The organism is Paractinoplanes hotanensis (assembly GCF_023717965.1).
Classification (GTDB): domain Bacteria; phylum Actinomycetota; class Actinomycetes; order Mycobacteriales; family Micromonosporaceae; genus Actinoplanes; species Actinoplanes polyasparticus.
This window is the reverse complement of sequence record NZ_JAMQOL010000008.1, coordinates 149173-166823: the sequence shown is the minus strand read 5'-3', so window position 1 is coordinate 166823 and position 17651 is coordinate 149173. Positions and strand designations below refer to the sequence as shown.

Below are 17651 nucleotides of genomic sequence, written 5' to 3'. Positions count from 1 at the left end.
TGCGGCGGCTGAGTGCGGAACGGTCGCGACGGCGAGCGACTTTGGGAAGCGGCGGGGCCGCGTAACCTGGGACAGGTGCGCGAACCCTCCGTCTCCCGTTACGCGGCCGGCCGTCTCTCCCCGATCCGGCGGGTCTCCGACCTCCGGCGCCTGCGTGACGAACAGTTCGACGTCCTGGTCGTCGGCGGCGGCGTCACCGGCGCCGGTGCGGCCCTCGACGCGGCCTCCCGCGGCCTCAAGGTGGCTCTGGTCGAGGCCCGCGACCTGGCAGCCGGCACATCCAGCCGCTCCAGCAAGCTGATCCACGGCGGTCTGCGCTACCTGGAACAGCTCGAACTGCACCTGGTGCACGAGGCGCTGACCGAGCGGGGCCTGCTCTCGACCCGGCTGGCGCCCCACCTCGTACGCCCGGTGCCGATCCTGGTGCCGCTGCCGGCCGGCAACCCGGCCGCCCGGGTGGGCCGACGGGCCTACTACGGGCTCGGTGTCGCCGCGTACGACGTGTTCGCCGGTATCTTCGGCACGGGCCGGGGCATGCCGCTGCACCGGCATCTGAGCCGCGACGGCGCCCGCCACCTCTTCCCGAGCCTCCGGGCCGACACGGTGAACGGCGCCATCCGCTACTACGACGGCCAGGTCGACGATGCCCGCCTGGTGGTCAACCTGGCCCGTACGGCGGCCAGCCTGGGCGCGGCCGTGGTGACCAGCGCCCGGGTGGTCGGCTTCGTGCGCGAGGCCCGTGAGGTGGTCGGCGTCCGGGTCCGCGACCTGGAATCGCCCGACTCGCCGGAATTCGAGGTGCGGGCGCGTACGGTGGTCGCCGCCACCGGCGTCTGGAGCGACGACATGTCGCAGATGCTGCGCGACGTGGGCGTCCGGCCCGGCCTGCGAGTCCGCGCGTCCAAGGGGGTGCACCTCGTGGTGCCGCGCTCGGCGATCACCGGCGAGGCCGGGCTCATCCTGCGCACGCCCACGTCGGTGCTCTTCGTCATCCCGTGGGGCGGCCACTGGATCATCGGCACCACCGACACCGACTGGAAGCTCGACCGGTCCCACCCGGCGGCGTCCGCGCGCGACATCCGTTACCTGCTCGACCAGGTCAACGAGGTGCTCGACCGGCCCCTGACCACCGATGACATCGAGGGCGTCTACGCCGGGCTGCGACCGCTGCTCAGCGGCGAGGCCGACTCGACGTCCAAGCTGTCGCGCGAGCACGCGGTGGTCGAGCCGATGCTCGGGTTGCTGCTGGTGGCCGGGGGCAAATACACGACGTACCGGGTGATGGCGGCCGACGTCATCGATCGGGCGGCCCGGCGCCTCGGTGTCGACCGGCCGTCCCGTACGGCGGAACTGCCCCTGCTCGGAGCCGACGGCTACGCGGCGGCGTGGCGCGACCGGCAGGACACGGCCCGCCGCCACGGCGTCACCACCGGCGTGATCGAGCATCTGCTCGAGCGGTACGGCACGCTCTCGGTCCACCTGCTGGCCATGATCAAGGCGGACCCGGCGCTGGCCACGCCGCTGGCTGGTGCTCCGGAGTACCTGGCCGCCGAGGTGGCGTACGCGGCCCTGGCCGAAGGCGCCCTGCACCTCGACGACGTGCTGACCCGGCGTACCCGGATCTCGATCGAGACGGCCCACCGGGGCAGCGAGTCGGTAGCGCACGCGGCGAAGGTGATGGGCGAGGCGCTGGGCTGGGACGAGGCGGTGCGCGAGCGCGAGATCGAGCACTACGTGGCCCGCGTGGCAGCCGAACGCCAGAGCCAGACGATGGCCGACGACGTAGCGGCCGACGCGGCGCGGCTCGGAGCCCCGGACGTCCGGGGTTACGCCGCCGACCGCGGGATCGACCTGCTGCAAGTCGACCTTTGATCCTCGTCGACGAGCCGCGCTGGCCGGCCCGGGGCCGCCTCTGGTCCCATCTGGTCAGCGATGCGAGCTACGCGGAGCTGCACGTCTTCGCCGAGATGCTGGGCGCCCCGCGCCGGGCCTTCGACCGCGACCACTACGACATTCCCGAAACACGGTTTCCGAGCGCCCTGTGGCTGGGCGCGACGTTGCTGCCTTCGCGTGACCTGGCCGCCCGCCTGCGAGCAGCCGGCCTACGCCGGCCCAAACACCTGCACCGGTAGTTGCGGGCGCTCACCCTGCGGGTTGCTCAGCCGTTGAGCTCGCTCCCGCGGCTGTCTCAGGGGAGCGTTCTCAGGCTCTTAGTTCGCGCTCCAGGTTGGCGCGGGCCCTTGACTCCCACTGTTCGCGCAGCGGCGGCAGGCGGTAGATGGAGGGCAGCTCGAGCAGGGCCTTGAGCACCTGGGCCCGGCCCGCCTTGAAGTCGTCGTCGGGCACGTGGGCGTACTCGCGCCGGATGGCCGCGGTGTATGCCGCGTACGCCTCGTCGTCCCCCGCCAGCACGGCCAGGTCGGCGTCGCACAGCAGCTCACCGTCCGGATCGTCGTCGCCGGTCGCGTGCCCCGCAGTGAGCCCGACCAGCCGCGCGACGTCGGCAGCGGTCGCGTCCGACACTCCCAGCGTGGCCAGCAGCCCTTCGGCGAACTCGGCGCTGTCCCGCTCGTTGGCGTCGCCCAGGGCCCGCGGGTCATAGACGGCGTCGTGCATCCAGGCCGCCAGCCGCACCCGCTCCGGATGCGGCGCCAGCTCGGCGAACCGGTCGACCACGTCGAGCACAGCGGTCAGATGCGCCACCGTGTGGTACTGCCGCTGCGGCTCCGACCACCGCCCGATCAGATACCCACCGGCCGCGTCGAGATCCCCGTCCGGCGCCGTGGCTCCCGCCGCCCGAACCGCCTCCCGGAACCGCCCCACAAGATTCTCCACACCCAATCCTGACACCGGCCCCGATCATGCCGCCCGCAGCCTCAGCTCCACCCGACGACCTTGAACCCGGGGCCCGCGTCCCCTACGTCTCCTCGACTGCCCGCCCGCCCCGGGGGTGCGGTGAAACTACGCCTTCTGTCCAGCTGGGGCGGTGGGTTGTCCACACGCGTGGCCTTGGCCTCTGTGTGTGCGTGGAGAGGCCGGTGAGGACCTAGGGTTTGTGGTCATGACCGAGGGCGCACGGCAGGGGCGGGTTGCGCGGGTGCGCACCCGGGCCGGAACGGGCGTGCGGGCGGGATTGCGGCGGGCCCGACACGGGCTGGCGCTCGCGCTCCAGGCGGGGGTGGCGGCCGGAATCGCCTGGTTTCTCGCGCATGACGTGATCGGGCGGCCCACGCCGTTCTTCGCGCCGATCGCCGCCGTGATCACGCTGGCGTCCTCGGTGGGGCAGCGTGCACGGCGTACGGCCGAACTCGTGCTCGGAGTGGCCATCGGCATCGGGATCGGCGACGCCATCATCCTGCTCATCGGTAGCGGGCCATGGCAGATCGGGCTGATCGTGCTGCTCGCCGTGGTGGTCGCCACGGCGGTCGGGGGTGGCACGCCGCTCGTGGTGCAGTCGGCCTCGTCGGCCGTGCTGGTGGCCACGCTCACCTCGACCACCGGGCTGCCCTGGACGAGGTTCTTCGACGCCCTGGTCGGCGGCGGCGTCGGCCTGGCCGTGATGACGGTGCTGCTGCCCCTCAACCCGCTCAACGTCGTCCGCCGCGCGGCCGACCCGGCTCTGCGCGCGCTGGCCGACGGCCTGCACCAGGTCGGCATCGGGCTGGCCGAGCGCAACCGCGACACGATCGCGGACGCGCTGAGCCACCTGCGGACCGCCGAGACGTCGTTCGCCGCGTTCTCGTCGGCTGTCACCGCCGCCCGCGAGAACGTCGCTTTCGCGCCGGCCCGCTGGCGCAGCCGGGGCGCGCTGGCCCTCTACGTCGACGGTGCCAACCACATCACGTACGCCCTGCGGAACTGCCGCGTGATGAGCCGGCGAGCCGACACGGCGCTCGGCGACGACGAGCCGATCCCGGAGGTGCTCGCCGTCTCGGTGGGTCTGCTCGGCGACGCGGTTGACCTGCTGCGCCAGGAATGGGCCAAAGGCGTCGAGCCGGTCGCCGCCCGCGAACGCGCCCTACGCGCCGCGACCGAGTGCGGCCAGGCGTACGAGGAGGGCGTCGGCTTCTCCGGCGGCGTCATCGTCGCCCAGGTTCGCACCGCCGCCACCGACATCCTGCGCGCCAGCGGCATCGACTACGCCGAGGCGCCCCGCCTGGTCCGCCGAGCCGTCGGGCGGCCCCACTCCCGCCGCCGAAAGCCCGGCACCCGCCCGACCCTGGGCCGCCCTCCCACCTGACGGCCGGTCCTTCCCACCTGACGGCCGGTCCTGGCGCTTGACGGCCGGTCCTGGCGCTTGACGGCCGGTCCTGGCGCTTGACGGCCGGTCCTGGCGTCTGACGGCCGGTCCTGGCGTCTGACGGCCGGTCCTGGCGTCTGACGGCCGGTCCTGGCGCTTGACGGCCGGTCCTGGCGCTTGACGGCCGGTCCTGGCGCTTGACGGCCGGTCCTGGCGTCTGACGGCCGGTCCTGGCGCTTGACGGCCGGTCCTCGCGTCTGGTGGCTGGGGGAGACGGTCTGGGTCGCCTGTGTGGTGGCGCGACGGACAGACAGATGGGCGCCGACGGCTGCTCTCGCGGCTTCTCGCTTGTGTGATTCGCTACTGCTGCGGCGGGTCGGCCGGGCGGCTCTCCGGATCGGTGGCCGGTGGGACGTCGGCGGGCGGCGGGGCGAACGGCGGGGGTGCCGGGTAGGCGCCGGTCGTGGGTTGGGAGCTGTGCTCGGGCGGGTAGCTGTAGCCGGGTTGGGGGCCGTAGCCCGGCTGAGCGCCGATGGCCGGCTGGGCGCCATAGCTCGGCGTGCCGGGCTGAGCGCTGTCGCCGGGGCGGGCACTGTCGTCGGCTTGGGCCGATTGCCCGGGCTGGTCGGGGGAGCCAGATTGGCCACTCTGACTGAATCCAGCTCCGCCCGTGGGCTGGGCACCGAGGTTTGACTGAGAGCTATCCGGCTGGGTGGCATAACCCGGCTGACTGCCGTTTACGGACTGCTGGCCCGGCATAGGCGACGGACCGTATCCAGGCTGAGGCACGTATCCAGGCTGGCCGCCGTACCCGGGCTGGCTGCCATACCCAGGTTGGGGTCCGTGTCCAGGTTGGGGCCCGTTGCCGGGCTGGCCGCCGTATCCAGGATGAGGCCCGTACCCCGGCTGGCTTCCGTACCCGGTCTGGCTGCCGTACCCCGGCTGAGGGCCGTTCCCGGACTGCCCGCCATATCCAGGCTGAGGGCCGTATCCAGGCTGAGTTCCGTCGCCCGGCGGGCCGCCGTACCCGGGCTGGGGCCCGGAAACGGGCTGGCTGTACCCAGGTTGAGGCCCGGAGGTGGGTTGGCTGCCATACCCAGGCTGCGCTCCGTAAGCGGGCTGCCCGCCGTATCCAGGCTGCCCGCTGTACCCGGGCTGCCCGCTGTACCCGGGCTGCCCGCTGTACCCGGGCTGCCCGCTGTACCCGGGCTGGGTGCCATACCCGGGCTGGGCGCCATACCCGGGCTGGGCGCCGTATCCGGGATGCGCGCCGTATCCAGGCTGCGCACCGTAGCTGGGCGGCGGGCCACCGTACGCCCCGCTCGTCGGGTGGGCGCCGTACGGAAGCCCGGGGTAGCCCCCCTGGGCGTACGCGGGCTGGGCGAACCGGATCGGCAGCGGGACCACCGGCTCGGAGGGTGGCGGGACCGTGCGGGTCACGCCGTCGGGGAACGCTATCTGGTAGTTGTGGCCGTCCCAGAAGGCCTGCGGGGTCTGCGGGTCCTTGGCGGTGAAGACCGCTCGGTATTCGAGGATCTCGGTGAGTAGCCGCTGTTCCTCGGCCGCCGCGCGTTGGAGGTCTTGCGGCTTGCGGTCGAGGCCGCGGTTCATCCCGTCGCGCAGCAGGGCCAGCTGGGTCGACGCGAACTGGAAGCTTTTCATCGCCTTCTGGCCGGCCTCGCCCGCCACCCGGCGTGCCCACTGGCGGGCCGAGTAGCGCCGGCCGAGGCTGCCCAGCGCGGCGACCTCGGGGGGCGAGAACCAGCCCGTGGAGACGTAGAACGGCAGGACCCGTTCGGTGAGCCGGCCCTCCCAGGCGCGCAGCGCGATGGCGAAGCCGACGACCGCGAAGAAGAACGGCACCATGAAGCCCAGATAGCCGTACAGCATGATCAGGGGTTGGGCGAGGCTCACCGAAAGCGTCGGCAGCAGGTTGAACGTGCCGTGCAGGATCATCGCCAGCAGCAGGCCCGCGATGGGGGCGAGCCAGCGCACCTTGCGGTCGCCCGCGCGGGCGGCGATGCCCAGGCCGATGCCGGTCATCGCGGAGAACAGCGGGTGGGCGAAGCCGGTGAAGAGGATCCGCACGATGAAGATGGCGAAGAGGTTCTGCAGGCCGGTGGCCGGGCCGTACTGTTCGACGCCGGCCGCGTAGCCGTGCTCGCCCAGGTAGAGGACGTTTTCCACCATGGCGAAGCCGAGCGCCGAGAGGCCGCAGTAGACGATGCCGTCGGTGATGCCGGACCACTCGGCGCGGCGCCGCCAGAACAGCAGGAGCGGGCCGGCCGCCTTCATCAGCTCTTCGATGAAGGGGGCCACCAGCACCGCCACCAGCGCTTCGGGCAGGCCGATGTTGTCGAACAGGATGGCCGAGCCCGTGTTGACCGCCAGCGCCACCAAGGTCGCGATCGCCGCGCCCCAGGCGAAGCAGAAGGCCAGGTAGCGGATGGGCTCGGGTTCGTAGCGGTCGAGCCACAGGAACGCGGCGACCAGCAGCGGAACCGGTAGCACGGCCGCTGTCAGGCCGATGGCCAGGCCGGTGGGGCCGATGTTGACGCCCAGGAACAGCAGCATGCCGATGGCACCGGCCAGCAGGAACGAGACGACGCCGGCGATCGGCAGCCACCGCCGCCACCCGGTGCGGCGCGCGGCCACGGACAGCCCGGTGCCAGGCATGACCTCGGTGCCGACAGCGGCCGTCGGCTCTGAGGGAGGAGCGACAGCAGCGGGCGAATCGTCGGCCATGTGGCCAGCGTAGTCACCCGAAAGGCGACGGACCGCCCCGAGGCGCTCCGCGAATGATCAAGAACGGGTCAGAGGTACAGCCCGGTGCCGTCCGGCTCGACCCGCACGGCAGCCACGGCGTGCACGTCACGCTCGCGGAGCAGCACGTACTCCCGGCCGTGCAGTTCGACCTCGGAGCGGTCGTCCGGGTCGAAAAGCACGCGGTCGCCCACGACGATCGAGCGGACGTTGGGCCCGACCCCGACCGCGGTGGCCCAGGAGAGCCGTCGCCCCATCGACGCCGTCGCCGGGATCACGATGCCGGCGGTCGAGCGGCGCTCGCCCTCGCCCCCGTCCTGGCGGACCAGCACACGGTCGTGCAGCATGCGGATCGGCAGTCCGCTCTCGGTGTGGGTGTCGGTGCTCACGATTGCTGACGGTACGCCGCTCGACGTGGCGGCCACCGGCCGGGAGCGCTGCCCACTAGGTTGTCAAGGTGCGTACCGCGACGGCGAGGGGGTAGGCGGGTTGAGCCGCTTGCAGCGAGTCCGGGAACACCTGAGGCGGGCCTACGACTCGGGCCGGGACACCGTGCGCCTGGCTCGCGAGGAGTCGCGGCCCGAGCCGGACCCAGAGGTCGAATTTGCCCCACCGCCGCCGGAGCCGGATGACGTGCACCATTCGACGAACAGCCGGGACGACGCCGAGGTGCCGCACTCGCTGCGCATCGCGGCGGCCTGGGGCTGGCGGCTGATCGTGGTCGGCCTGGTCGGCTGGGCGCTGCTGCGCTTCGTCGGCATCATCAGCGTGGTCGTCATCCCGCTGGCGGTCTCGCTGTTGCTGTCGGCGCTGCTGGCGCCCGCGGTGGGCTGGTTCCGCCGGTTGCGCCTGCCGCCGTCGCTGGCCACGTTTCTCGTGCTGATCTGCGGTCTGGCCGGGGTCGCGGGCACCCTCACGCTGGTGATCACGCAGTTCGTGAACGGTCTGCCCCAGCTGACCGAGGGCGCCACGGCGGGCATCCGGACGATCCAGGAATGGGCCAAGACGGGGCCCCTGCACCTCTCGGACGACCAGGTCAACCAGGCCATCGACAACGCGCAGGAGTGGATCAACTCGAACACCGCGTCGCTGACCTCGACCGGCATCGCCACCGCGGCCACCGTCTTCGAGGTGCTGACCGGCGCGATCCTGGTGCTGTTCTCGACGTTTTTCTTCCTGCGGGACGGCCGCAAGATCTGGCGTTTCATCGTGCGGCTGTTCCCGGTGAACGCCCGCTGGTCGCTCGCCGATGCCGGGGACGCCTCGTGGGTCACGCTGGGCGCCTACGTGCGGGCCACCGTGCTGGTCGCGTTCATCGACGCCGTCGGCATCGGGATCGCCCTGGTGGTGCTGGACATCCCGTTCCCGTTCCCGCTGGCCGCCCTGGTGTTCCTGGGCGCGTTCATCCCGATCATCGGGGCGAGCATCTCGGGCACGGTCGCCGTGCTGGTGGCCCTGGTCGACCAGGGCTGGGTGATCGCGCTGATCGTGCTGGGCGCGGTGATCCTGGTCCAGCAGGTCGAGGGGCACGTGCTCCAACCGCTGATCATGGGCCGGGCGGTCGCCATCCACCCGCTCGCCGTGATCATCGGCATCGCCTCAGGGGTCGTGCTGGCCGGCATCATCGGCGCGCTGATCGCGGTTCCGCTGATCGCCGTGCTCAACACGGGCGTCCGGCGCCTCACGCGCCGCCGCCCGGAGGTGCCGCCGACCGCCGTGGTCGTGACGGGCGGCGGCACCTGAGGCGTGCGATCAGGCCGGCGAGACGCTGAGGCCGACCTCGTTGACGCCGACCGTCGCGTCCACGACGGCCTCGCCGTTGCCGCTGCGGCTCAGCGCGCGCAGCGTCCAGGAGCCGGGCGCCGCGAAGAAGCGGAACACGCCCTCGGGCGACGAGACCACCTCGGCGGTGAACTCGCCGGTCGCGTCGAGCAGCCGCACGTACGCGCCGCTGACGGCCTCACCGTCGGCGTTCTGGACGATGCCGGTCAGCACGGTCTCGCGGTTGAGATCCACGTGGGCGGGCACCGGCGCCGACTGGTCGGGCGCCGCGCAACCGGCCGCGATGTTGGGAGAAGTCATGGTCACGCCTTCCCGGGTTCGTCGCCGAGCGCGATCGGGACGCCGATGAGCGAGCCGTACTCGGTCCACGAGCCGTCGTAGTTCTTCACGTTCTGCTGCCCGAGCAGTTCCTTGAGCACGAACCAGGTGTGCGAGGAACGCTCGCCGATGCGGCAGTAGGCGATGGTGTCCTTGCTGCCGTCGAGGCCGGCCTCACCGTAGATCTTGGAGAGTTCGTCGTCGGACTTGAAGGTGCCGTCCTCGTTGGCCGCCTTGCTCCACGGCACGCTGATCGCGGTCGGGATGTGCCCGCCGCGCTGCGACTGCTCCTGGGGCAGGTGGGCCGGGGCGAGCAGGCGTCCGGCGAACTCGTCGGGGCTGCGCACGTCGACCAGGTTCTTGACGCCGATGGCCTGGACGACCTCGTCGCGGAACGCGCGGATCGACAGGTCGGGCGCGGCCGCCTGGTAGCTGGTCCGGGCGCGCACCGGCACGTCCTTGGTGTACGGACGGGCGTCGAGCTCCCACTTCTTGCGGCCACCGTCGAGCAGCCGGACCTGGTCGTGGCCGTAGAGCTTGAAGTACCAGTACGCGTACGCGGCGAACCAGTTGTTGTTGCCGCCGTAGAGGATCACGGTGTCGTCGTTGGAGATGCCGCGCTCGGACAGCAGCGCCGAGAACTGCTCCTGGTTGACGAAGTCGCGCCGGACCGGGTCCTGCAGGTCCTTCTTCCAGTCAATCTTGATGGCGCCGGGGATGTGCCCGCCGTCGTAGGCCGTGGTGTCCTCGTCGACCTCGACGAAGACCAGGCCCGGGGTGTCGAGGTTCTGCTCGGCCCAGTCGGCCGTAACGAGTGCGGTGTCGCGACTCATCAGTTCACTCCCTTGTCAGGTGAGAGATGGGGGTGAGTCAGCGCACGGAGATTGTTGTGTCGCACCGCGCGCGGGACCCAGTGGAGATGGACGGATCTCGAGCTGTCGTGCGACGGGCGCCACGGACCCGGCAGCATTGCCGGCGGGGAGAGCTAAAAGGTGCTCAGCACAAGTGGCCCCGTCAGATGACGGGGCGACACAGGCAGGCGGCCATGCGGCACAGGTCGACCGCACGCCTCTTGGTGAGCAACGGGCTCATGAGAACGGACCCTACCAGCGGTTCCGGTGCGGGTAACAGGCCCGACCACGATCCGGGATGTGAGTCTTCAGTCATGTCACAGGGCGGTGGTGGGGTGGTCGGACGGGATGGGCGGCGTCACAGGCCGCCCGCGTTCAGTGACACATCGTCGGCGCCGGCGGTGAAGCGCAGGCCCTCGGGCGTGGGCTCGACCTTCTGCACGGCCAGCTTGAGCGGCAGTTCCGGGACGCGCAGGTCGACCGAGAGCTTCTGCACGTAGCTGTCGATGAGATTGCGGATCAGCGGCACGTTGGGCAGACCCTCGGCGGTCACGTCGGAGAAGCGCACCTGCACCACGCCCTCCTTGACCGTGACGGCGGCGGTGCCGGCGACATCGAACGTCTGGCCCAGGGCTTGCACGGGCGCGCTGCCCACGAGCCTGCCGTCGCGCTCGGCGAGCTTGAGCCCGGGCTGGCCGATCAGCTCGGCCAGCTGCGGGTAGTCGATGATGCCGGTGCCGGTGACGGTCTTCGCGACGATGTCGCCGTTGCCGCTGCGGATGGTGTCGAGCGGCGCGCTGACGTTGTCGGCGTTCACGTCGAGGTCGGCCACGCGGACGGTCCGGTTGTTGCCGGCCGGGCCGGAGAGGTTCGCCAGCTGGATCCGGATGCGCTTGTAGTTCCCGTCGAGCACCTGGGTCAGGAACGGCATGCCCTCGATCGTGACGTCCGGCTTCTCGCTGGTCGCGTTCTGGTCGGCGATCTGCTCGGAGACCCGGTCGCCGATCATGCGTTCGGCGTAGCCGGCCGCGAACCGGTCGAGCCCGACGAGCATGCCGGCCACCAGGAAAAGAAAGATGATCAGGGTGATGAGCAGGCGTCGTCCCCGCCGCTTCCTGCGCGGGCGTTCAGTGCCGTAGACCTCGCCGCTCACCGACCGTCCTCCCACCAGAGCCGAAACTGCCCAGAACCGTACATGCCCCGTCCCAGGCGTTCACGAAACCGTCCGATGCCGACGGCGGTCAGGCGAGGAACCAGTGGCTCAGGGCGTACGCGGCCGGCGAGAGTAACGCGAAGGCGCCCAGCGGGCCCTGCATGTGCCGGGCCACCCAGAAGGTCGGCGCGTCCCCGGCGAGCTGCCGGTCGGCCTGCCCGAAGTTGACCGCCAGGTCGACCAGGTGGGCGATGAGCACGGCGATCAGGCCCACGACGGCGCCCTTGGCCGGGGTGAAGGGCAGCACCAGGACGCTGCCCAGCGCGGCCGCGGCCAGGGTGCCGAGCATCGCGCCGAGCACGATCCCGGTGGCGCCGCGGGGCACCTGGGCGGCGAGCCGGGGCTTGGGGAAGATCGCGTCGGTGGCCCGGGCGACCAGCAGCGCCACGCCCGCGGCGACGGCGCCCACGGTCAGCGTCTGGGTGCCGACCTCCTGCCGGGTCAGGACGATCGGGATCGCGTAAGCCACGACGCCGGCCACGATCACCAGCGTCGTCCGCCACGAGTCGGTGACGCGCTTACGGTCCTCGGCGCGGACCAGCTGACCCAGCACCGCCGCGACGAAGCCGCCGAGGGCGACCCAGACCAGCGGCAGCAGCTCGGCCCGTGCGCCGGTCACGGCGAGATAGTCGGCGACCAGCGCGGTCGGCACACAGACCCCGGCCGTGGTCAGGGCCGCGGGCGGGCCGAGCGCCATCACCCAGGCCAGCAGGGCGAGCAGCTGCACACCGAACAGCACGATCGCGTACGGCAGTCGCGAGTCGGGCGCCGAGGTCACGGCGCCCAGCACGAGGCCGACCGCGAGCAGCCCGGCGAACCCGGCGATAGCCAGCGACAGCTCGCGGCGGACGGGGACGACCTCGATCTCCTCGAGCTCGTCGTCCTCGCTCTCCTCGGGCTCGGCGGCGGGATCGTCGGGGCCGGGCTCGTCCCGGAAGCCGGCGGACGGGCGCTTGCCGCCGCCTCTCGCGATCTCGCGTGAGGCGTCGGCGTCCCAGGACTCGTCCTGCGGCATGGTAGGGAACACGCAAGCGATCGTGCCAGAACGAACGCGCCCGCCCAATTCCCCGGGCTCTGTTAAACCCCTGTTACGAAACTGCCATTTGTACGCCGGGAGGGCGTTCACTACATCACTCAGACAAACGATCGAGGCGATCCTGGTGATGCATCGGTTAAGGTAAGCCCAGCCCACCCGTCGGTGACGCCGGGAAATGTCCACCGATGTCGGAACCATGAGTAACGCCATCGAGTCACCCGAGCGGCCTGTGCCGCAAGGACGGAGGTGAGTGTGGAAATCCTTCTGTTGGTGACGGCGCGTGCCGGTGAACCTTCCGCCGTGCTGCCCGCGCTGGATCTGCTTCCCCACTCCGTACGCACCGCCCCCCGCGATGTCCGCACCCTGGTTTCCGGGCCCAGCCCCGACGCCGTGATGGTGGACGCCCGTTCGGAGCTCTCCGAGGCCCGGGCCACGTGCCGCATGCTGCACGCGACCGGCATCGGCGTCCCGCTCATGGCGGTCGTCACCGAGGCGGGCCTGATCGCACTCAACGCCGACTGGGGTGTCGACGACGTCATCCTGGCCAGCGCCGGCCCGGCCGAGGTCGAGGCCCGGCTGCGCATGTCGGTCGGCCGTCTGAGCAACGCGACCGCCGGCGCCAACGGTTCGGTGCGGGCCGGCGAGCTCAACATCGACCCCGACACGTACGCGGCCAAGCTCAAGGGCCGCCCACTCGACCTCACGTACAAGGAGTTCGAGCTGCTGAAGTTCCTCGCCCAGCACCCGGGCCGAGTCTTCACCCGCGACCAGCTGCTGCGCGAGGTCTGGGGCTACGACTACTTCGGCGGCACGCGCACGGTCGACGTGCACGTCCGTCGCCTGCGGGCCAAGCTCGGCTCGGAATACGAGTCGATGATCGGCACGGTGCGCCAGGTCGGCTACAAGTTCGTGGTGCCGCCGTCCGGCCGCCAGCTGCCCGATCACGAGCCGGTCTCGCTGCCGGTCTAGTGTCAGGGGCATGACGACCGTCCGCCCGGTTGACCGGTTGAGTGCTGCCGAGGCAGCCGAGGTGCTCGCTCTGGCGAGCGCCGCCGAACAGGCCGACGGCGTCTACCCGCTGTCCGAAGATGTAGTGCTGCGTGTGCGCGGTGGGGGAGCCCCCACCGCGCACACTCACTTTCTGGCCTATGCCGGCGAGCGCCTCGCGGGCTACGCCTATCTCGAGGCCTATCTCGAGCGCGACGGCTCGGGTGAGCTGTTCGTGCACCCGTCGGCCCGCCGGCACGGTCACGGCACCGCCCTGCTGACTGCCGTCGGTCAGGGGCCGCTGCGCTTCTGGGCGCACGGCGACGAGCCCGGCGCCCGGGCCTTCGCGGAAAAGAACGGCTTCGAGCGCGTACGGGTCCTGTGGCAGATGCGCCGCTCGCTCACCGAGCCCCTGCCCGAGATCCCGCTGCCGCCCGGCATCACGCTGCGCAGCTTCCGCCCCGGCCACGACGAGCAGGCCTGGCTGGGCGTCAACGCCCGGGCCTTCGCGCACCATCCCGAGCAGGGCCGCTGGACCCTCGACGACCTGTTGCTGCGCGAGGGTGAGCCCTGGTTCGACCCGGCCGGCTTCCTGCTGGCCGTCGACGGCGACGACACGCCGGCCGGCTTCCACTGGACCAAGGTGCATCCCGCGTCCGGGGCCGACCCCGCGATCGGTGAGATCTACGTGCTGGGCGTCGACCCGGCCGGTCACCGCCGGGGCCTGGGAGCGGCGCTGAGCGTGGCCGGCCTGAGCCATCTGGCCAAGCAGGGCCTCACGGTCTCGAACCTGTACGTCGACGAGTCCAACACCGCGGCCGTGGCTCTCTACCAGCGCCTCGGCTTCGCCATTTACAAGACGGATATCAACTACTTCCGTCCATAATCCGAGGTGGGTGTCGGTCGACACACCCTGCCGGGCCGCACGAGTCACGAGCCGGACAAGGTCGTGTTTCGGGTCGGTAAACACCGCCCCCATTTATCCGGCATTTCCGTCTCTCGTCACTCAGTTCACGCAACGGACAACTCGCCCTCAGGGGAAGGCCAACTTCCGGCGTCGACGTGTTCACTGCGCGTTCATTTAGCCCCGGCTAACCGGCTACCTCTCACTCTTAGCTTCGGTGGTGCCGGTGCGACGCCGGCGTTGCACACCACCGAAGGGAAAATTGTGAAGCTCCAGCGGTCCGGTTTTTTGGCAGCCGGCATTGCTTTGACTGCGACGCTCGCGCTGACCGCGTGCGGCTCGGACAACGAAACGCCGGCGGCTGAGGGCGGCTCTTCCGCCGCCGCCGGTGACTGTGTCGCCGGCAGCCTGACGGCTCAAGGCTCGACGGCGCAGAAGAACGCCATGGACGAGTGGATCAAGGCTTACCAGACTCAGTGCAGCGGTGCTCAGATCAACTACCAGGGCACCGGCTCGGGCGCGGGCATCGAGGCCTTCATCGGCGGCACCGCCGACTTCGCCGGCTCCGACTCGGCCCTGAAGGAGGACGAGCAGCCCAAGGCCAACGCTCGTTGTGCCGGCGGCGAGGCGCTCAACCTTCCCATGGTCATCGGTCCGATCGCGGTCGTCTACAACGTCGAGGGCGTCGACAACCTGCAGCTCGACGCGCCGACCCTCGCCAAGATCTACTCGGGCGCCATCACCAAGTGGAACGACCAGGCGATCGCCGCCCAGAACAGCGGCGCGAAACTGCCGGACACGGCGATCCAGGCCGTCCACCGTTCCGGCGAGTCCGGCACCACCGACAACTTCACCAAGTACCTGAGCAAGGCGGCCGAGGCCGACTGGACCTTCGGCAACAACAAGGCGTGGAAGGCCCCGGGCGGCGTCGCCGCCACCGGCTCCGACGGTGTGGCCGCCAAGGTCAAGAGCACCGCCGGCACGCTCGCCTACGTCGAGCTGTCCTTCGCCGAGAACAGCGACCTCTCGATGGCCAAGATCAAGAACGGCGCCGGCGAGTACACCGAGCTGACCGGAGAGAGCGCCGGCAAGACGATCGCGGGCGCGAAGATCGAGGGTGAGGGCAACAACCTCGCCATGAGCATCGACTACAACACCACGGAGGCGGGCGCCTACCCGATCGTCCTGGTGACCTACGAGATCGCCTGCAGCAAGGGCAGCCCGAAGGCCAAAGAGGTTCAGTCCTTCCTGAAGTACACCTCGAGCACTGCCGGTCAGCAGGAGCTTGCCGAGCTGGGCTACGCCCCGCTGCCGGACTCGGTCCGGAGCAAGGTCGAGACCGCCGTCGCGGCGATCAGCTGACCTGATCCGTCAATCCCTCCGAGACAACTGCGAGCGAGCTGATGGGTGACTACCCCTCCCGCTCGGAAAACGCCACTGCCGGCGACCTGGGTGTGAACGACAGTCACACCCCGGGCGCCGGCACCGGTGTTTCCCCGAGCCGTTACGACGAACCCCCGATCGGTGGCGGTGGCGCCCTGCCCAAGAAGAAGTCGTTCTCGATGGAGACCGGTTTCCGGGGCTTGTCCGTCGCGGCCGGCGCGATGGTGCTGGTCATCATCGTGGCCATTGCCGTCTTCCTGATCTCGAAGGCCGTGCCGGCGCTCGGTGCCAACACCGAGAACTTCCTGACCTACAAGCAATGGTTCCCCAACGAGACGAACCCCGCCTTCGGCATCGCCGCGCTTGCCTTCGGCACCGTGCTCACGTCGATCATCGCGCTCATCGTCGCGGTGCCGATCTCGCTGGGCATCGCGCTGTTCCTGTCGCACTACGCGCCGAAGCGGCTGGCGACGCCCCTGGGCTTCACCATCGACCTGCTGGCGGCGGTGCCCAGTGTGGTCTTCGGCCTCTGGGGCCGCGACGTCTTCCAGCAGCCCGTCCACGACTTCTCGGTGTGGCTCAACACGTACTTCGGCTGGATCCCGATCTTCGGGGGTGACGGGCCGTTCGGCCAGTCGATCATGCTCGGCGGCCTGGTCCTCGCGATCATGGTGCTGCCGATCATCACCTCGCTGTCGCGGGAGGTGTTCCAGCAGACTCCGGGCATGAACGAGGAGGCCGCGCTGGCTCTCGGGGCGACCCGGTGGGAAATGATCCGCACAGCGGTCGTTCCCTACGGACGGCCCGGTGTGATCGCCGCCGTGATGCTCGGCCTCGGCCGCGCTCTCGGTGAGACGATCGCCTTGGCCCTGACGCTCGGTCTGGTCTTCAACATCTCGTTCAACCTCATCGAGGTCGGCGGCAACTCGGTCGCCGCCAACATCGCCACCACGTTCGGTGAGGCCAACGAGACCGGTCGCGGTGCCCTGATCGCCTCCGGTCTGGTGCTGTTCGCCATCACCCTGGTCGTCAACATGGCGGCACGGGCGATCATTTATCGTCGGCGCGAGTTCCAGGACAGTGCGGCATGAGTCTTCTTGAACGTGAGGCTTCCGGCGTCGCCATGACGCCGGACAACATTCGCTCCAAGCGCCTGCCGGTGATCGTGAACCTGGGGATCGCGGTGGCCGCCCTGGTCGTCTCGGCCGCGGTCGTGCTCGGCCTCGGCATCGGCAACTGGGTGCTCGTCATCGTGCTGGGCATCGGGTTCTATCTCCTCGGCCTGCTGGTCGTGGCCGGGCGTGTCGAGGGGCGGCGCGCGGGACGCGACCGCATGTGGAAGACGCTCATCTACGCGGCCTGTGTGCTGGCGATCCTTCCGCTGGCCTCGGTGGTGTGGACGCTGGTCTCGAAGGGCTACAGCCGTCTCGACGCCGACTTCTTCGGCTCGTCGATGAACAACATCGGCGCCCGGGACGAGAACGGTGGCGCCTATCACGCGATCATCGGCACCCTGGAACAGGTCGGCATCGCCACCCTCATCGCCGTTCCGCTCGGCGTGCTGGGCGCGATCTACCTGGTCGAGTACGGCCGTGGCCGGTTCGCCAACACAGTTCGCTTCTTCGTGGACGTCATGACCGGTATCCCTTCCATCGTCGCCGGCCTGTTCATCCTGTCCTTCTGGGTGCTCATCGTCAGCCCCTGGTTCAACGACGGGCAGCCGCGCTTCTCCGGTTTCGCGGCCTCCCTCGCGCTGACGGTGTTGATGCTGCCGACGATTGTGCGATCAACCGAGGAGATGCTGCGCCTCGTCCCCGGCCCGCTGCGTGAGGGCGCGTACGCCCTCGGAGTTCCGCAGTGGAAGACGATTCTGCGGGTCGTCCTGCCGACCGCGCTGCCGGGCATCGTCACGGGCGTCATGCTCGCCGTCGCCCGCGCGGCCGGTGAGACGGCGCCGGTGCTGCTCGTGGCCGGGGGCGCGGCGGCGATCAACTTCGACCCCTTCGCCGGCAACCAGTCCTCCCTGGCGCTCTTCGTGTACCAGCAGGCCGGTGACGCCTCGCGGTACGCCCCGGCGCGAGCTTGGACGGCCGCGCTGACCCTGGTCGCGATCGTGCTCGTCCTGACGATCGCCGCCAAGCTGCTCGCCCGTCGCAACAGTCTGTCGAAGTAGA

16 protein-coding genes and 1 pseudogene are annotated in these 17651 nt (G+C 70.5%); 9 read left to right on the top strand and 8 right to left on the bottom strand.

What is annotated here, in order from left to right:
* Positions 1-75 precede the first annotated feature (75 nt).
* Both LXN57_RS06930 and LXN57_RS06925 read left to right on the top strand, forming a co-directional pair.
* Positions 76-1872, top strand: coding sequence for a glycerol-3-phosphate dehydrogenase/oxidase (locus LXN57_RS06930; RefSeq protein ID WP_251797175.1), 1797 nt, complete (start codon positions 76-78; stop codon positions 1870-1872).
* The gene (locus LXN57_RS06925; RefSeq protein ID WP_251797174.1) at positions 1869-2132 is read left to right on the top strand and encodes a DUF4031 domain-containing protein; all 264 of its coding nucleotides are present in this window, start codon (positions 1869-1871) and stop codon (positions 2130-2132) included. The genes LXN57_RS06930 and LXN57_RS06925 overlap by 4 nt, the downstream gene beginning before the upstream one ends.
* Positions 2133-2202: 70 nt before the next feature.
* Here LXN57_RS06925 and LXN57_RS06920 read toward each other — a convergent pair whose 3' ends face one another.
* Complete coding sequence (locus LXN57_RS06920) at positions 2203-2835, bottom strand: HD domain-containing protein (protein WP_251797173.1); 633 nt, start codon at positions 2833-2835, stop codon at positions 2203-2205.
* Positions 2836-3061: 226 nt separating this feature from the next.
* On the opposite strand from LXN57_RS06920, the gene LXN57_RS06915 reads away from it, so the two are divergent.
* The gene (locus LXN57_RS06915) at positions 3062-4240 is read left to right on the top strand and encodes an FUSC family protein (protein WP_251797172.1); all 1179 of its coding nucleotides are present in this window, start codon (positions 3062-3064) and stop codon (positions 4238-4240) included.
* 999 nt (positions 4241-5239) lie between these two features.
* Here LXN57_RS06915 and LXN57_RS06910 read toward each other — a convergent pair.
* A pseudogene (locus LXN57_RS06910) lies at positions 5240-6985 on the bottom strand (PrsW family intramembrane metalloprotease); the annotation flags it as partial.
* A gap of 68 nt (positions 6986-7053) precedes the next feature.
* Positions 7054-7350, bottom strand: coding sequence for a GroES family chaperonin (locus LXN57_RS06905; protein WP_249999670.1), 297 nt, complete (start codon positions 7348-7350; stop codon positions 7054-7056).
* A 151-nt stretch (positions 7351-7501) separates the two neighbouring features.
* Between LXN57_RS06905 and LXN57_RS06900 the strand changes: the two genes are divergently transcribed.
* A complete protein-coding gene (locus LXN57_RS06900; RefSeq protein WP_438872842.1) occupies positions 7502-8746 on the top strand; it encodes an AI-2E family transporter in 1245 nt (414 codons plus the stop codon).
* A 9-nt stretch (positions 8747-8755) separates the two neighbouring features.
* On the opposite strand, the gene LXN57_RS06895 is transcribed toward LXN57_RS06900, so the two are convergent.
* The 5 genes from LXN57_RS06895 to LXN57_RS06880 all read right to left on the bottom strand — a co-directional run bounded on the left by LXN57_RS06895 (position 8756) and on the right by LXN57_RS06880 (position 12194).
* Positions 8756-9085, bottom strand: coding sequence for a DUF1416 domain-containing protein (locus LXN57_RS06895; RefSeq protein ID WP_251797169.1), 330 nt, complete (start codon positions 9083-9085; stop codon positions 8756-8758).
* Between the two features lie 2 nt (positions 9086-9087).
* Complete coding sequence (locus LXN57_RS06890) at positions 9088-9936, bottom strand: sulfurtransferase (RefSeq protein ID WP_251797168.1); 849 nt, start codon at positions 9934-9936, stop codon at positions 9088-9090.
* A 181-nt stretch (positions 9937-10117) separates the two neighbouring features.
* Positions 10118-10195: an Ms5788A family Cys-rich leader peptide gene (locus LXN57_RS48265; protein WP_322112171.1), complete on the bottom strand. Its 78-nt coding sequence runs from the start codon at positions 10193-10195 to the stop codon at positions 10118-10120.
* Between the two features lie 117 nt (positions 10196-10312).
* Positions 10313-11107, bottom strand: coding sequence for an LmeA family phospholipid-binding protein (locus tag LXN57_RS06885; protein ID WP_251797167.1), 795 nt, complete (start codon positions 11105-11107; stop codon positions 10313-10315).
* An 88-nt stretch (positions 11108-11195) separates the two neighbouring features.
* The gene (locus LXN57_RS06880; RefSeq protein WP_308206599.1) at positions 11196-12194 is read right to left on the bottom strand and encodes a hypothetical protein; all 999 of its coding nucleotides are present in this window, start codon (positions 12192-12194) and stop codon (positions 11196-11198) included.
* 255 nt (positions 12195-12449) lie between these two features.
* Between LXN57_RS06880 and LXN57_RS06875 the strand changes: the two genes are divergently transcribed.
* The 5 genes from LXN57_RS06875 (at position 12450) to pstA (ending at position 17650) form a co-directional block, all read left to right on the top strand.
* On the top strand, positions 12450-13172 hold the full coding sequence (locus LXN57_RS06875; protein ID WP_221378417.1) for a winged helix-turn-helix transcriptional regulator: 723 nt from the start codon (positions 12450-12452) through the stop codon (positions 13170-13172).
* A 10-nt stretch (positions 13173-13182) separates the two neighbouring features.
* The gene (gene mshD, locus LXN57_RS06870) at positions 13183-14076 is read left to right on the top strand and encodes a mycothiol synthase (protein WP_251797166.1); all 894 of its coding nucleotides are present in this window, start codon (positions 13183-13185) and stop codon (positions 14074-14076) included.
* Positions 14077-14358: 282 nt separating this feature from the next.
* Entirely contained in the window at positions 14359-15456 is a 1098-nt protein-coding gene (gene pstS, locus LXN57_RS06865) for a phosphate ABC transporter substrate-binding protein PstS (RefSeq protein ID WP_251797320.1), read from the top strand.
* Positions 15457-15497: 41 nt separating this feature from the next.
* Positions 15498-16568: a phosphate ABC transporter permease subunit PstC gene (pstC, locus tag LXN57_RS06860; protein WP_251797165.1), complete on the top strand. Its 1071-nt coding sequence runs from the start codon at positions 15498-15500 to the stop codon at positions 16566-16568.
* The gene (pstA, locus tag LXN57_RS06855) at positions 16565-17650 is read left to right on the top strand and encodes a phosphate ABC transporter permease PstA (protein WP_251797164.1); all 1086 of its coding nucleotides are present in this window, start codon (positions 16565-16567) and stop codon (positions 17648-17650) included. The genes pstC and pstA overlap by 4 nt, the downstream gene beginning before the upstream one ends.
* Position 17651 lies beyond the last annotated feature (1 nt).

Coding starts and splice junctions, on each gene's coding strand:
- LXN57_RS06915 (WP_251797172.1), top strand. CDS start 3,062: ATGACCGAGGGCGCACGGCAGGGGCGGGTTGCGCGGGTGCGCACCCGG.
- mshD (WP_251797166.1), top strand. CDS start 13,183: ATGACGACCGTCCGCCCGGTTGACCGGTTGAGTGCTGCCGAGGCAGCC.
- pstC (WP_251797165.1), top strand. CDS start 15,498: ATGGGTGACTACCCCTCCCGCTCGGAAAACGCCACTGCCGGCGACCTG.
- LXN57_RS06895 (WP_251797169.1), bottom strand. CDS start 9,085: ATGACTTCTCCCAACATCGCGGCCGGTTGCGCGGCGCCCGACCAGTCG.
- LXN57_RS06890 (WP_251797168.1), bottom strand. CDS start 9,936: ATGAGTCGCGACACCGCACTCGTTACGGCCGACTGGGCCGAGCAGAAC.
- pstA (WP_251797164.1), top strand. CDS start 16,565: ATGAGTCTTCTTGAACGTGAGGCTTCCGGCGTCGCCATGACGCCGGAC.
- LXN57_RS48265 (WP_322112171.1), bottom strand. CDS start 10,195: ATGAGCCCGTTGCTCACCAAGAGGCGTGCGGTCGACCTGTGCCGCATG.
- LXN57_RS06905 (WP_249999670.1), bottom strand. CDS start 7,350: ATGCTGCACGACCGTGTGCTGGTCCGCCAGGACGGGGGCGAGGGCGAG.